This window comes from Pseudomonas sp. Wu6 (genome assembly GCF_019891515.1).
GTDB classification, from domain to species: Bacteria; Pseudomonadota; Gammaproteobacteria; order Pseudomonadales; family Pseudomonadaceae; genus Aquipseudomonas; species Aquipseudomonas orientalis_A.
On sequence record NZ_JAFLXH010000018.1, the window covers coordinates 50,770 to 64,783 of the forward strand.

Consider the following 14,014-nt stretch of genomic DNA (forward strand, 5'->3'; position numbering starts at 1 on the left):
CAATGGGGGGAAGGGGCAATAGGCTGTTCGAAAAAAAGAACGTAAACGGGGCTTTTGCCGGATTTTTCTGATCAGCGTAACTGGCCCAGATTTCATTGCGTCGTTCAGTGGCGCCCAGCGCAGGGCCTCTATACGGCAGATTCCTACACTCAAACGCCCAAAGACCAGCATGGACGCCCAAGGTCGACATGGGTATGATGTCGCCCGCACAAGCATCCGTAGCTCAGCTGGATAGAGTACTGCCCTCCGAAGGCAGGGGTCGTGGGTTCGAATCCCGCCGGGTGCACCATATAGCAGTCTCGGGCTGTCTCAGACAGTCTACGAAACGCCCCAAGAAGCCCGCCCCGTGCGGGCTTTCTTGTTTCTGGCTATCCATCCCTGTCTACCCCTATAACTTCCCGCCGTGTATGCCCACGTGTATGCTTTGAGATTCCTATAACTGGAGGCATACAGGAAGTGAAGCGCACTGAAATCAAACGCCGCCCCTTAGCAGACACCACTCTTGCAGGTCTGGAGCCTGAGCACACGACGTATCGGGAGCAGGACGGGAATGGCCTGTACTTCCGGGTGAAACCTAACGGGCAGAAATCATGGGAGCTGCGCTACAAAAAGCCAGATGGAAAATGGTCTTGGCTGGGTCTCGGCGGCTACCCGGAAATCAGTGGCTCATTGGCGAGACAGAAAGCAGCTCAACTGCGGGAAGACGCATCGACCGGCAAAAATCCATTAGTGAGCAAGCAAGCTCGGAAGGTTGCAGACCAGGTTGCTGCCAACAACACCTTTGAAGCGTTAGGGCGCGAGTGGTTTGAGGCCAGACGCACAAGCTGGGAATCAGGTACGTCTCGACGAGTGCTTGGCGCACTTGAGCTGCACGTGTTCCCCGTGTTCGGCAAACGCGTATACACAGAAATACTGCCCCTGGAATGGATGGAGTTTCTACGCGGCATGGAGCAGAAGGGGATCATTGAACAAATGGGCAGAGTTCGTGCCTTTTGCAAAGAGATCTACGACCTGGCCCGCGTAACAGGACGAGCCGTCCACAACCCCCTTGAAGGTCTCAGCAAATTCCTGCAATCACGTAGCGCTGAAAACTATGCACACGTTTCGATTGAAGAACTGCCTGCGCTGCTTCGAGCGATCAGCTCCTACCCTCACGCAAAGGACGTTCGTATAGGGCTTCGCTTGCTTTCCTTATTAGCATCGCGCCCGAGCGAGATCCGAGAAGCACGCTGGTCAGAAATCGATCTTTCCAAAAAGCTATGGACGATCCCAGCCGAGCGAATGAAACGTCGTCGCGAACATGTGGTGCCCCTCTCTCGACAGGCAATTGAAGCGCTCACTGAGTTACGAACACTTACAGGTGCGTACCCTCTCCTATTTCCAGGTAGGAAAGACAGGACAATCCCCCGTAGCAACACCGTCTTTCTAATGGCGCTCCGCAGACTGGGATATGCCGGTCGGCAAACAGGACACGGCTTTCGTCACATCGCCAGCACCATACTCAATGAGCAGGGTTTCGATGAGAATCACATTGAGGCCCAGCTCTCTCATGCAAAGGAGGGTATTGCCGGAGTCTATAACAAAGCGGTGTACCTGCCTCAGCGCAGATTGATGATGCAGTGGTACGCCGATTACCTTGATGCCCTAGTGGCCGGAAATGTAGTGCAAGGTCAATTTGGGAAGGCTGTGTGAAGCCGTTAACCCTATACCCCTTCAAAAATAGTGTTACGGGTGTTACGCGCGTTACAAAAACTAATAAGTCATTGTATTTATTGAATATATTCAGCATTACACGCGCTGAAAAACTTTTGAGCACCACGTGTTACATGGAGGAGTCGTGTTACAGAACGGCCACAACCGTGACCCTGCTGGCATCGGCGTTTTTATCCGCAAATCGCTGCGTTAGCCCACTGACCTCGGGGCGTCGGGGAGACCTAAATGGACATTGAACAAGGCATCGAGGCAGAGGAGCTAGAAATTGCAGGCGTCGACGTAGCGTGCCTGGTGTGGGATCAGGACGAAGTCGAGATTGCCGTTCGCAACCTTGTGCTATTTCCGCAGTTCAACGAACACTTCAAAGATGCCTTCGATCTGATCAACACCGCTACATCGTTCTGGCTTGAGGACGGCTCCTACGCTCAGTGCGCAGAGTCGGTAACAAGAACCCTTTATCGACTTCGCGATGCAATTAGCGAGCATGCCAGTTTTGCAGAGGCAGGCTCATTGCCTAGTGTCATTCGACGGTATCTTGGGGTCAGTCATTCCGCAGCAGACTCACAGCTTGTGGCGACAATTGCCTTGGTACTGGGAACTCAGGCTGTGGAAACGCTTGCAAATTGGCTATTCGATCTTGAGCTTGCGACCTACGACATCGATGCAGATCTGATAGAACAGCTGAAACATGACTCACCCCGCCAGTACCTTGCCCTGATCGAAAAAGAGCGGGACCGCAGTAGCGGAAACGAAATCCGAGCACGAGAAAACTTCGCTACGTTGTTAGGTGAGGCGAACCAGGCTTTGTTGATGGCGAGTCTTTATCGCCAGGTGGAGCAGATGGATGTGTTTAAAAAAGGCTTCAACGCATCAAGCCTGATGCATCGAATTCTCGACGATGCCTTGTCGACAAAGGCGACGAGAAGGGGCCAAGAAGCCGGTAAGGGGAACCGAGATCCCAGCTCAGCGATACAGACCCTGGCTATGGATAGGCGGGCAAAAATCAAGGCGGCTGCTGAGCAAATCATTAACGGCCGGAGAAGTGAAAAGCGCAGTCTGACCGATGCTGAACTGACCAATCTGCTTTTCGACCAGGCGGGCCACGGCACGAAAAAAACCATTCGAGAGCACTTGATCGCTCTGGGCCTTAGACCTCTGAAATAAAAGGGAGTAGACACAGTCCACTCCCCCTCCCCTGCGTAGCGTATGACCCGTTGTCTCAATTAACAAAGGGTTAGCTCGCTATGACTACCGCAATAAAAGCAATTCCCTCGCATGACCCCTCCATGACCCTCATCCGCATGCCCGAGGTCATTTCAATCGTAGGGCTCGCACGCCCGACTATCTACAAGCTGATGCGTCAACCTGATAGCGGATTCCCGTTGCCGGTAAAGCTGAGTAACAGCAATGCCCGAAGCGCTCCGGTTGCGTGGGTATTGGGGGAAGTTCAGGCATGGACACGCGCACGCATCGCTGCCCGCGATCAGGTGGCGGCATGAAAAATCGTGTAGCCAACAGGGCCATCTTGCAGCCCTTTTCTGTACTCAGAAATGTCGGTTTCTCATCACGAGGTATGCAGCGTTTTGAACGCCACCGCACAGAGCAAAAACGCCTTAACCGGGATGTGATGGTGATGCGATGGGCAGATGGCATCTGGTGCGCATTGTCAGTTCCCTGCCAAGCCCCCCAAGCAATCATCGTCGACGAAGGCCAACAAATCGACGCCTATGAGGATGCACGCGCCTGCCTCGAAGGCGACCTCTTGCCCTTTGTTTCCCTGAGCTGGGAAGTCCATGCCTGAAACGAAAACGCCCCCGGCGGCAACCGGAGGCGTTGAGGTAAATCTACATGCCTGATCAATTTATGCCGCATCGAAAAAATCCGCAAGTCATCTGCACAGTTGCACTTTCAAAAAACGGACGTTACCCTCTGCTCGTCGCTGCAAATTCAGCGACCGGGTTTGGCGACCCGAGTTACTTGGCGCACAGGCGCCCCATCCGACAGCAGGCGCTTTTTTTGTGCCTGCCGTTTCGTGTTATGGCAGCTGTGCGTGGGAGACCTTCGGGTCTGCCGGGTTCCAAGTTCCCGGTTCGCCAACCTGCGCACAGCTGCCACCCTAATTCGTTTGGCGACGATCAGTGGCAGCTCCATCTTCAAACTTGGAGTGTCACCTATGCCTGCCCTCAATCCGTCCAAAATTCGCGCCGCCGCTCATCGAGCAATGGCTCTCGCCGCTTTACACGCCAACTCCAGCCTCGCTACACGCCTTTCCCGTTACAATGCCCATATGTCCAAGGCTCGCGCCCTGGAAGCCGCAGGGGGTGCCAAATGAGCATGCTCCCAGGCTTTGCACTGCCCGAGGATCTACTCTGCGTCAGCCCGGACGCCGAAGCCGGTCTGCCTATCGACGCCATCACCTGTGCGCTCGACCGTGCCGACTCAGTCCTCATGCTGTTGGAAGATCACTTAGACGGCGATAAACCCATGCTTTCCAACCGCGTGCTGTCGTCTGTTATTTGGGACGTGCGCGGCACCTTGGGCTTGATCAAAACACTCACCATGTACGGTGATGCCTCTTCTGTGCCGATGGGCCAGAAAGGCGGTGCGCTGTGACCCACTCCAGCACGCGTGGACGCTCCGAGTTTTCCCCTGCCAACGGTAACGGCCAAAACCTGTTTCGGGTGAATGCCGGTATCCCGCTGGAAGACGCACTTGAAGCCGTCGCCCAAATTCTGCACCACGCCAATCAACTGATCCTCGACGCCGCCATCAGCGATGCGGGCGAGCGTTTTAGTTGGCCCGCGTTCTACCTCGGCGAGATGGCCAAAGCGCTGATCGATGACGTGAACGAGGCGTTGCTTGAGTCGAGGATCGCACCATGACTCAGCGCACCGGCAACACCTCAAAACGCCCCAGCTTTGCCGACGTAAAAAGCGCTGCCTTGAAGAACATCGAACGCGTGCTTGCTCAATGGCTGCCGAACGGCAAACGCGTCGACGGCGGCAAGGAATACACAACACCGAATCCTACGCGCACCGACAAACGTGCAGGCTCACTCAAGGTTAATTTGAGCAAAGGCACCTGGGCAGATTTTGCCACCGGCGATAAGGGCGGCGACCTGATCGACCTGGTGCGCTACATCGACGGCGGCACGGACGTTGAGGCCTGCAAAAAGCTTGCGGACCTGCTCAGTGTTTCCGCAGGTTCTGCGACTACCAAAAGCGCACCGGCCAAGAGCGCAACGCCGGAGTGGATCGCAATTCAGCCGATCCCGGCCGAGGCCATGAACAAGTGCCCAGCCAGACACCGGCAACACGGTGTTCCGTCCAAAGTGTGGATCTATCGCGACGTACAGGGCCAACCGGTCATGGCGCTGTATCGCTTCGACCTAGGCCCAGATGAAGGCGGCAAACCGCGAAAGGTCTTTGCGCCGTTGACCTGGTGCAAGCGCTCCGACGAACAAACCACGCAATGGCGCTGGCAAGGATTGCCGGAACCACGGCCATTGCTGCGCCTGGATGAACTGGCACAGCGTGTCGATGCGCCTGTGGTGTTGTGTGAAGGCGAGAAGGCTGCTGACGCCGCCACTGAACTAATGCCCGACCACGTAGCCACGTGCTGGCCGAACGGCTCCAATTCTTGGCACAAAGCCGACCTGACGCCACTCAAAGGGCGAACGGTGCTGCTATGGCCGGATAACGATGCCAGCGGCAAGACCTGCATGGACGCCGTGGAGCTTAAGCTGATTGAGCTGGGCGCCGCGTCAGTGCAACGAATCTCGCTCGACGTGTTTAAGCTCAAGCCCAGCAGCAAAGGAGGCAAGCCGACACTCGTCAAAGGTGGAAAATGGGCTGACGGCGACGATGCAGCAGACGCATTAGCCAAAGGCTGGACCGCTGGGCACGTCGCCGAGCTGGTGCGCAGCGGTGAGTTTTCCGGCAGTGCCGCTGAGCCAACTGAACCCCGAGAACAGGCGGCCAAGGCGCCCGCCAAACGCCCCGCGAAATCGAAAAATGATCTGTTGCCAGGCGGCTTTCGCCTGACGCCTGAAGGGGTGTTTTATTCCGGTGATGATGGCGACGCGCGCCCCGTCTGTTCGCCTCTGGAAATCATCGCTCGCACTCGCGACGACAAGGGCCACAACTGGGGTTTGTTGGTCGAGTTCGACGACCCGGACGGCGCCAAAAAACGTTGGAACATTCCAGCCCGAACCATGACCGGTGACTTCGGCAAGGACGTACTAGGTCCACTGGTAGACATGGGTTTGCGCCTTGCAGGAAGTCGATCCGGGCGTAACGCACGCAATGATCTGCAGAGTTATCTCGGCGGCTTCGACAGCGCCCAGCGCGCACGCTTGGTAACGCGCTTGGGCTGGCACGACAAGGCGTTTCTATTGCCCGAACAACAGATTGGCTCGCACGCCGAACACCTGCATTTTTATGAGGCCGGTGCGCAGTTGCCACCGATCAGCGAGGCGGGCTCTCTGGAGCAATGGCAGCAGCAAATCGGCGCACTGTGCGTTGGCAACCACCGCTTGGCGTTTGTCGTCTCTGTGGCGTTTGCAGGGCCTTTGCTGAACCTGCTGGGGCATGAGTCGGGCGGCTTCCACCTCTACGGCGACAGCTCCGGCGGCAAGACCACTCACTTGCAAGTCGCAGCCTCGGTTTATGGCGGGCCGCGTCTGGTGCGTTCGTGGCGCTCGACAGATAACGCCTTGGAGTCCATCGCCGCTGCACACTCAGACGGCCTCCTGGTGCTGGATGAAATCGGCATGTGCGACCCGCGCATTATCGGCGAGACGGTCTACATGCTCGGCAATGGCACCGGCAAGGCCCGGGCGAATGATCGAGGACAAGCGGGCCGACAGGTGCAGGAGTGGCGCTTGCTGTTTCTCTCGACCGGCGAGAAGACGTTGGCGCAGCACATGGCGGACGCAAACAAGGAGCTGAAAGCGGGTATGGAGGTTCGCATGCTCGCCGTGCCAGCGGATGCCAGCAAAGGCCTCGGCATGTTCGATGTGCTGAATGGTTTTGAGGACGCTGCCGCCCTCTCCGATGCGCTCAAGGCCCGCGTGGCCAAATACTACGGCACGCCCCTCACCGCTTTCCTGCACGCACTGTGCGCGCCTGGCGAAATGCTCAGATGGACGGTGATCATTCGCCGCACGGTGGAGCAGTTCATCACTCAAAACCTACCCGCGTCGGCCAGTGGTCAAGCGCAACGTGCCGCCCTTCGCTTTGGCCTCGCAGCAGCGGCCGGAGAGTTGGCCACCGCCTTCGGCGTCACCGGTTGGCCTGATGGTACGGCCACAACGGCTGCACGGGTTTGCCTGCATGCATGGCTAGCCGAACGCGGCGGCGCCGGTAACTTCGAGGGGGATGCGATCGTGGCGCGGCTGAGACAGGTCATCGAGCGCTTTGGAGAAAGCCGCTTTACCCGCTGGGAATCTGCCGCCGCCAAGATCGATGAGCACGGGCCGCGCACGATTGATCGGTTGGGCTTTCGCAAGACGATGGAACACGGCATGGGCGACGCCCTGCACACCACTAACACCTACTACGTTCTGCCTGAAGCCTGGAGGGCCGAGATCTTCAAAGGCATGAACATCAATGCGGTGAACAAGGAGTTGCTGCAACGCGGCGTGCTTGAGCCGGGTAGTGACGGAAAGGCGTACAGCTTGATTCGCCTACCCGGGTTAGGGCCTCAACGCTGCTATGTGGTGAAGACAGTTCCTGGAACGGATGAAAGCGAGGCCAAGGCCGCCTGACGGCATGCCTGCTGATCGAGGTAGCGCCGGCTCATTACCGGCCTCGCCAGCCGTTCGACAACCATCCCTATCAACCGCAATACCCAGAGACAATACGAATGAACACTATCCAAGAATTGAAAGACCGCCGCGACCAACTGACACTCGAAGTTGAGAGCATTCAGGGTGACCTTGCTCCCCTCGAAGAGGCGCTGGAAACCCCAGAGGTCATCCAGCAGGGCCGTCAACGAGCCGTGCAGGATGAAATCAACGATCACAAAAGACGCATCGACTCGCGAAAACTGGAGATCAGCAACCTGAATCAAAAGATTCATCGCCTTGAGACATTGGCAAACCGTGAGAGCTTGGCTGCGGGCTATCTCAGCGATATGGCGAACTGGAAAGCCGACGAGATGGAACTCAACGAAAAGCGCAGCAGCATCGAGACCCGGTTGCAGCAGGTCCGCAAGAGCGATCAGGAAGAGATGGCAAAAGCTCGACAAGCTGAAACGGACGCAGCCACCGCTTATGCACAGGCTGTCGCCTGGGGCGATGTAGAGGGCGAGAAAGCGGCTAATGCAGAAGCTCAAAAGGCAGCAAAAAACCTCACGTCTGCGGCTGAGCATCACCGCCGCCAACAACTGCTCATCACCGCCCTGGAGCAGGAGCTGGTGACAATTGATCTGCATATCACAGAGGCACAAAAAGAACGCGCCAAGATCGAGAACCAAGCCGCACATCTAGCGAATACAGTACTAGAAGAAAAGTGGAACGAGGCTGCGAAAGAGCTGCTGGAAACCGGCGGCAAGTTGTGGGCAGCACGCAACCTGATTAGCCGTGACCCTGTTGCACTGATGAAACTGGATATCCCTGAACAGGGGGAGCACTTCGGAAGCTGGACCTGGCGCGAACTCGTGGATCGCTCACACCAACACAGCCTGCTTGACCTGTTGGCGGCCTAACTCAAACCTTCCCCGAAGCAACCGGCAAGGGTCGGCTGCTTCGGGCCAACCATCGGTCTAACCATGAATAAACCACCACAGAACAGTGCTCAGATGCCTGATTACCTAAAGGCCCGAAAGCTGCATTTGAACGGGATAATTGTCGGCATGGCTGGCATGAAGAAGCTCAATGTAAAAGCAAATAAAAGCACTCGAGTCGAGACACTCACGATTGATGCAATCAAGGCAGAGCTTGATTTCATTGACGTCCAACTCAAAAGAAAGGGAGGGTGATGAAGAAGCGGAAGCCTACGAAGCTTCCGCCTAGCTAGATCCTTCCATTACAAAAAATACCCCAGATTTTTCGGCTTTCGGTCTGTGGTTGCTGCGAACTTATGACCGCTTCCGGCCACGACAAGTCCTCCACGTGTGGAAAGACAAGGATGGCTAATCAGAGCGACAGTCGCTAACCGGCCATCAGCAGTGATTGGCATCAAGATATTGGTAGGGGTCAAGAGGAAATTAAGCTTTCCTATTTTCCGCCGCGTGCTTGCTGGGCGAGTCGGATGGTCTCGACAATATCCGCATCCTTGAAGCCGACTGCTTCGACCACACGGCGAAATATGCCTGGCAACCATGCAACTAAAGTATTGCGCTTGGGAATAATCACAGTGTCACAACGGCGCTCGATACCCTTGACGATGCTGAGGATGACATCATCGAGTCCAATCATTTTCCATAGCCCCTTCTCGTTTCCGCCCCAGACCTTGTTCCCGACTGGATCAGCTTGTACAGCATCCATCATTGGGGTCCTGAAAAATGTCGGGTGCACGCATCCTACGCCGACCCCAAGATGACGTACCTCAAGTCGGACACTGTCGCACAGCGCCCAGACCCCTGCCTTGCTAGCCGCATAGTGACCGCTGAGCGGGCCATGGATGAATGCAGCCATTGACGAGATCGCCATGAGATAGCCCTTACGCTCCTTCACGTAAGGCAGCACCGCACGGAACGTACGGAAGACACCATTGAGGTTGATGTCGGTGTGGCGCTCGAATAGACGAGGTTCCATAGTGGCCATGGAGTCGACGACGTAGATGCCTGCGCCGGCAATCACCACATCGATTCCGCCAAAATGCTGAACGACCGAAGCCATGGCTGTTTCGACGCTATCCAGAGAACAGACATCTGCTTGCCAGCCAGCTGCGACATCGGTTCCGCCCAGCTCACGAGCCTTCTCATCTACAAGCGCGCCATCGAGGTCAAGCAGCGCGATCCGGGCGCCTTTGGCGCGAAGCGCCTTGGCCAGAGCCAACCCAAGACCGCCGGCACCGCCCGTGATAGCCACCACGCGGCCGTTGAGCACGTAGGGTTTCATTGCTGCTCTCCTGGGCGGGGCAGTTGCCCCTGCGCAAAACTGCCTATGGCCTGTAGCGCATTTGCCGCTGAACGCAGGTAGAACGCTTGCAATTGAAAGACGTGCCACCGCGTCATGTAGATCTCCACACGACAATCGACTCCGCTACAGATGGCGTGCTCGGCTAAGCGAGTGGAGTCGGACAGCAGCAACTCATCGTCGCCGACCTGAACCATCATCGGCGGTAGCCCTTTCAGGCTGACCTGCAGCGGCTGCTCCATCAGCTCACCGGCATACCACCTCAACCCCTGCTCCAGCCAGCCTCGACTGATCATCGGATCTTGCTTTTTGCGCGAGGACATAGAGGTGCCGCTAAGACGTGGGTCGACCATCGGCGACATCAATAACAGCGCGCCGGCAAAGCGAACGTATATGTCGCGCAGTTTTAGCGCCAGGCACAGCGCCAACGAAGCTCCGGCTGAATCACCCGCCAGGAAAATCCGTGAGGGTGTATAGCCCTGAGCCCTCAGCGCCTCGTAGCAGAGCAACGCATCATCGAGCCCCGCAGGACACGGATTCTCCGGTGCCAATCGATAATCAACCACCCACACCGACATACCCGAGCTCCTGGCAAGACGGCTTGTAATGCTCCAGTGAGTATGCGGCGACCCCACACAAAACGCCCCACCGTGCAAATACAGGATCACCCCACCGTTTTCGCCTTGCTTAGGAGCAACTACTTGCACCGGTACGTTATTGACCAATTGACGATACTGAAACACACCTTGCGTACCCGGCATCAATGCCGACAACACGCGCACCACTTTACGCTGCGCCGCAGCGCTCAAGCCCGGACCGATCAGTGAACGGAATGTGGTGCGCAAAAACAGCCTTAAGAACCCAGCACTCAGCTTTTCCTTTAGCCCCGTGGGGGCTGCTATGGTCGAACCACCCTCGAACGGACGGCTGAAACGATAGGCGTGCAAGCCTGAAAAACGAGTTAACCCGCGATAGCTGAGTGTGAAACCCGGCCAGTTAGTGCTGTTATTACCGGCGGCATCGACGTACCAGCTTTTGCAGCCGCTCCATACCGTAGCGGCCAGGCGCCGCTGAGTACGCCTGTGGAAGCGTTGATACACGCTCGAATCAACTTCGACAGTATTGGCACCTGTGTCCTTGAGCATACGCCAGCAACGCATGACATGAGAAATCTGACTCTCCAGCATATAAACGATTGAGTTGTGCCCCAAATTGGTGTTCGGTCCGTACAACATGAAGAAGTTCGGAAACTCGGGCACAGTCAACCCAAGATAGGCACGCGTACCATTGCGCCAGGCATAGTTCAGGTCCACCCCCCCACGTCCGACGATACGCATCGGCGCCAGGAACTCGGTTGCCGCAAAACCGGTGCCGTAGATGATCGCGTCCACCTCATGTCGCTCACCGTCAACGGTCTCAATACCGCTCTCGTTGACCCGCACAATGCCCTGCGTCACCAGCTCCACATTGGACCGGCTCATGGTCTTGAAGTACTCGCTGGACAGTAGAATACGTTTGCAGCCGTACGGATAATCCGGCGTCAACTTCTGTCGCAACGACGGATCGCGCACTTGCTCGGCCAGTAATCGACGAAACGGCACCCCCACCGCCCACTTCATCAGGCCTTTGAAACGGGTGAAGGCCAGCGCGCGTGATTCGTAGCGCAGATAGATTAGAGCGCGGTAGGCGCGCATAAACCCCGGCATTCTGAGAAAAAGCGACTTTTCCCTTTCGGAGTAGGCGCGGTCCGGCCGTGGCATCAGGTGCGCCGGCGAACGCTGGAAGACTTTCAGGTGCCCGACAGTTGCGGCAATCGCCGGTACGAACTGAATCGCCGACGCACCGGTACCGACCACCGCCACCCGCTTACCGGCCAACGGATAATCATGGTCCCAGGTCGCTGAATGGAACACATGGCCCTTGAAGCGCTCCATACCCGACAGCGCGGGGAATGCCGGACGGCTGAGCTGGCCGGTACCACTGATCAACAGGGAAGCACTCAGCACCTGGCCGTCTTTTAGAATCACACGCCAGAGCGAGTTGGCTTCATCGAATTCAGCGGACAACACTTCAGCGCCAAAACGAATGGAGGGATGCAACCCGTACTTCTCTGTGCAACGACGCAGATAGGCATGAATTTCGGCCTGGGGTGCGAACACCCGGCTCCATTCCGGGTTCGGTTCGAACGAGAACGAGTACAAATGCGAAGGCACATCACACGCGGCACCGGGGTAACTGTTGTCCCTCCAGACGCCGCCAACATCGAGTTTCTTCTCCAGGATCAGAAAGTCCTTCACCCCTGCCTTTTGAAGGGCCACGGCCATACCTATGCCGGCAAACCCCGTACCGATGATAATGGCGCTCAGGGGCTTGTCCGCTTGATTATCGACTTGCGCTTCAGGCTGTGACATGAGGCACCTCTTTAGCAGCGACGGCGTTTTCGAAACGGGCGGACGAATGCGTCTGCGGGAGACCACGAATCAAGTCCACGGCCTTCTCGGCGATCATGATCGTAGGCGCATTGGTGTTGCCGCCAATCAGGGTCGGCATAATTGATGCGTCGACGATGCGCAGAGCTTGCAAGCCGTGTACGCGCAGTTGAGCGTCGACCACGGCCAATGGATCATCGCCCATTCGGCACGTGCCCACGGGGTGATAGACGCTATCGGTGCGCTCACGCAGCAGAGTGCGAATCTGCTCATCGGTTTCGACCCCTTCGGTGTACAGGGTCCGTGTGATCCACTTGGCCAGTGAAGGAGCCTGCATCAGACGACGGGTGAGTTTGAATGCCGCGACCATGTCTTCGAGATCCTGCGGATCTTTCAGAAACGCCGGATCGATCAGCGGTGCCGCTTGTGGATCGTTACTCGCCAACGTAACGCTGCCGCGACTACGCGGGCGTAACAGACAGACGTGGCACGATAACCCGTGCCCCATGCGCAAGGTACGCGCATGGTCTTCGACCGGGGCGACGACAAAATGCAATTGGATATCCGGTTTGTCTAATGTGTCGCAGGTTTTGAGAAACGCTCCCCCTTCAGCGAAGTTAGAGGTGAGCATGCCGCGACGCTCTTGGCGAAATCTCCAGATCTCCTTCAATATTTTCAGACAGCCGCCCAGGGAAACGCCCATGGCGTCGAGGCTGTTTGTCTTGTAGACGAAGACAAAATCCGGATGATCCTGCAGGTTTTGCCCGACCCCCGGCAGTTCGTGCAACAACGGGATGCCATGGCGCTGCAACTCCACCTTCGGCCCCACGCCGGAGAGCATCAATAACTGCGGGGTCTGGAACGCACCTGCGGCAAGGATCACTTCACGCCGAGCTCGAAGGACGTAAACCTGCCCGTGTTGCAACACCTCCACACCCACAGCACGAGTACCTTCGAACAGAATGCGTTGCACTTCGGCGCGGGTTTCAACGCTCAGGTTATCGCGCACGCCAATGTGGGGCAGCAGATAAGCGCGTGCCGCACTGTAGCGCTCGCCATGTTTTTGCGTGACTTGATAGGCACCGACCCCCTCCTGCTCTGCCCCATTAAAGTCGTCGTTGAGCGGCAACCCGGTCTCGCGGGCAGCCTCCAGAAAACGTTGCTGAAAGGGGTTGTCGGAGCGCAAATCGCTGACCCATAGCGGCCCGTCTCTGCCGTGCCAGGCATCATCAAGGCGCTCGTTATGCTCACTGCGCAGGAAATACGGCAAGACGTCCTTGTACCCCCAGCCAGGATTGCCCAGAGAGGCCCAATGGTCGTAATCCCACTGATGCCCACGCACGTAAATCATGGCGTTGATCGACGAAGAGCCGCCCAACGTCTTGCCTCGCGGCTGATACCCCGTACGTCCTAGCAGCGCGGCCTGCGCAACAGTGTCGAAGGCCCAGTTGTTCACCTTGGTCGGTACCATGGTCACTGTCGCAGCAGGAATACGGACCAGACTGGACCGTCCCTCCCCTCCCGCTTCCAGCAAGCAGACGCTGGTGTCCGGATCTTCGGACAACCGTCCGGCCGCCACGCAACCAGCGGAACCTCCGCCGACGACAATGAAATCGAAAGTCTTTTTCATGGTTGTTATTCCTTGGGCAAGGCAGAGCGGCGTTTGCGGCTTCGCAAACGCGCGACCTGGCTTGACCAGGCGCTGCGGTGACCTTTTATTGTTGTTGGAACGGCGAACCGTGCGACTCAATGGTGACGCGCCTTGTTAAAGATCCGAATGCTGCAACGG

The 14,014-nt window shown here is 57.1% G+C and carries 12 protein-coding genes and 1 tRNA gene; 10 read left to right on the forward strand and 3 right to left on the reverse strand.

Going from position 1 to position 14,014, the window contains the following annotated elements; translation table 11 throughout:
- The first annotated feature begins 212 nt into the window (after positions 1 to 212).
- From J1G34_RS14255 to J1G34_RS14300, 10 genes are all read left to right on the forward strand, one after another.
- A tRNA-Arg gene (locus tag J1G34_RS14255) sits at positions 213 to 289 on the forward strand.
- A 167-nt stretch (positions 290 to 456) separates the two neighbouring features.
- Positions 457 to 1,692 carry a tyrosine-type recombinase/integrase gene (locus J1G34_RS14260; protein ID WP_222994228.1) on the forward strand — a complete coding sequence of 412 codons (1,236 nt, stop codon included), beginning with the start codon at positions 457 to 459 and terminating at the stop codon, positions 1,690 to 1,692.
- Between the two features lie 246 nt (positions 1,693 to 1,938).
- Positions 1,939 to 2,877 carry a hypothetical protein gene (locus J1G34_RS14265; RefSeq protein WP_222994229.1) on the forward strand — a complete coding sequence of 313 codons (939 nt, stop codon included), beginning with the start codon at positions 1,939 to 1,941 and terminating at the stop codon, positions 2,875 to 2,877.
- A gap of 80 nt (positions 2,878 to 2,957) precedes the next feature.
- The gene (locus J1G34_RS14270; protein WP_222994230.1) at positions 2,958 to 3,212 is read left to right on the forward strand and encodes a helix-turn-helix transcriptional regulator; all 255 of its coding nucleotides are present in this window, start codon (positions 2,958 to 2,960) and stop codon (positions 3,210 to 3,212) included.
- Entirely contained in the window at positions 3,209 to 3,514 is a 306-nt protein-coding gene (locus J1G34_RS14275; protein WP_100491540.1) for a hypothetical protein, read from the forward strand. The genes J1G34_RS14270 and J1G34_RS14275 overlap by 4 nt, the downstream gene beginning before the upstream one ends.
- 527 nt (positions 3,515 to 4,041) lie before the next feature.
- On the forward strand, positions 4,042 to 4,326 hold the full coding sequence (locus J1G34_RS14280) for a hypothetical protein (RefSeq protein WP_222994231.1): 285 nt from the start codon (positions 4,042 to 4,044) through the stop codon (positions 4,324 to 4,326).
- Positions 4,323 to 4,595, forward strand: coding sequence for a DUF3077 domain-containing protein (locus J1G34_RS14285; RefSeq protein WP_222994232.1), 273 nt, complete (start codon positions 4,323 to 4,325; stop codon positions 4,593 to 4,595). The genes J1G34_RS14280 and J1G34_RS14285 overlap by 4 nt, the downstream gene beginning before the upstream one ends.
- Positions 4,592 to 7,480 (forward strand): DUF927 domain-containing protein, encoded by a 2,889-nt coding sequence (locus tag J1G34_RS14290; RefSeq protein ID WP_222994233.1) that lies wholly within the window; start codon positions 4,592 to 4,594, stop codon positions 7,478 to 7,480. The genes J1G34_RS14285 and J1G34_RS14290 overlap by 4 nt, the downstream gene beginning before the upstream one ends.
- Positions 7,481 to 7,578: 98 nt before the next feature.
- A complete protein-coding gene (locus J1G34_RS14295) occupies positions 7,579 to 8,421 on the forward strand; it encodes a coiled-coil domain-containing protein (protein ID WP_222994234.1) in 843 nt (280 codons plus the stop codon).
- Positions 8,422 to 8,514: 93 nt separating this feature from the next.
- Complete coding sequence (locus J1G34_RS14300; protein ID WP_222994259.1) at positions 8,515 to 8,694, forward strand: hypothetical protein; 180 nt, start codon at positions 8,515 to 8,517, stop codon at positions 8,692 to 8,694.
- Between the two features lie 238 nt (positions 8,695 to 8,932).
- Here J1G34_RS14300 and J1G34_RS14305 read toward each other — a convergent pair whose 3' ends face one another.
- From J1G34_RS14305 to J1G34_RS14315, 3 genes are read right to left on the reverse strand one after another with little or no spacing between them, the layout of a single operon-like run.
- On the reverse strand, positions 8,933 to 9,778 hold the full coding sequence (locus J1G34_RS14305; protein WP_222994235.1) for an SDR family NAD(P)-dependent oxidoreductase: 846 nt from the start codon (positions 9,776 to 9,778) through the stop codon (positions 8,933 to 8,935).
- On the reverse strand, positions 9,775 to 12,207 hold the full coding sequence (locus tag J1G34_RS14310; RefSeq protein ID WP_222994236.1) for a flavin-containing monooxygenase: 2,433 nt from the start codon (positions 12,205 to 12,207) through the stop codon (positions 9,775 to 9,777). The genes J1G34_RS14305 and J1G34_RS14310 overlap by 4 nt, the downstream gene beginning before the upstream one ends.
- Positions 12,194 to 13,855: a GMC family oxidoreductase gene (locus tag J1G34_RS14315; protein WP_222994237.1), complete on the reverse strand. Its 1,662-nt coding sequence runs from the start codon at positions 13,853 to 13,855 to the stop codon at positions 12,194 to 12,196. The genes J1G34_RS14310 and J1G34_RS14315 overlap by 14 nt, the downstream gene beginning before the upstream one ends.
- Between the last annotated feature and the right edge of the window lie 159 nt (positions 13,856 to 14,014).

Excerpts from the sequence above, each read along its gene's own strand:
- J1G34_RS14265 (WP_222994229.1), top strand. The coding sequence starts at position 1,939 with ATGGACATTGAACAAGGCATCGAGGCAGAGGAGCTAGAAATTGCAGGC.
- J1G34_RS14270 (WP_222994230.1), top strand. The coding sequence starts at position 2,958 with ATGACTACCGCAATAAAAGCAATTCCCTCGCATGACCCCTCCATGACC.
- J1G34_RS14275 (WP_100491540.1), top strand. The coding sequence starts at position 3,209 with ATGAAAAATCGTGTAGCCAACAGGGCCATCTTGCAGCCCTTTTCTGTA.
- J1G34_RS14280 (WP_222994231.1), top strand. The coding sequence starts at position 4,042 with ATGAGCATGCTCCCAGGCTTTGCACTGCCCGAGGATCTACTCTGCGTC.
- J1G34_RS14290 (WP_222994233.1), top strand. The coding sequence starts at position 4,592 with ATGACTCAGCGCACCGGCAACACCTCAAAACGCCCCAGCTTTGCCGAC.
- J1G34_RS14295 (WP_222994234.1), top strand. The coding sequence starts at position 7,579 with ATGAACACTATCCAAGAATTGAAAGACCGCCGCGACCAACTGACACTC.
- J1G34_RS14300 (WP_222994259.1), top strand. The coding sequence starts at position 8,515 with ATGCCTGATTACCTAAAGGCCCGAAAGCTGCATTTGAACGGGATAATT.
- J1G34_RS14305 (WP_222994235.1), bottom strand. The coding sequence starts at position 9,778 with ATGAAACCCTACGTGCTCAACGGCCGCGTGGTGGCTATCACGGGCGGT.
- J1G34_RS14310 (WP_222994236.1), bottom strand. The coding sequence starts at position 12,207 with ATGTCACAGCCTGAAGCGCAAGTCGATAATCAAGCGGACAAGCCCCTG.
- J1G34_RS14315 (WP_222994237.1), bottom strand. The coding sequence starts at position 13,855 with ATGAAAAAGACTTTCGATTTCATTGTCGTCGGCGGAGGTTCCGCTGGT.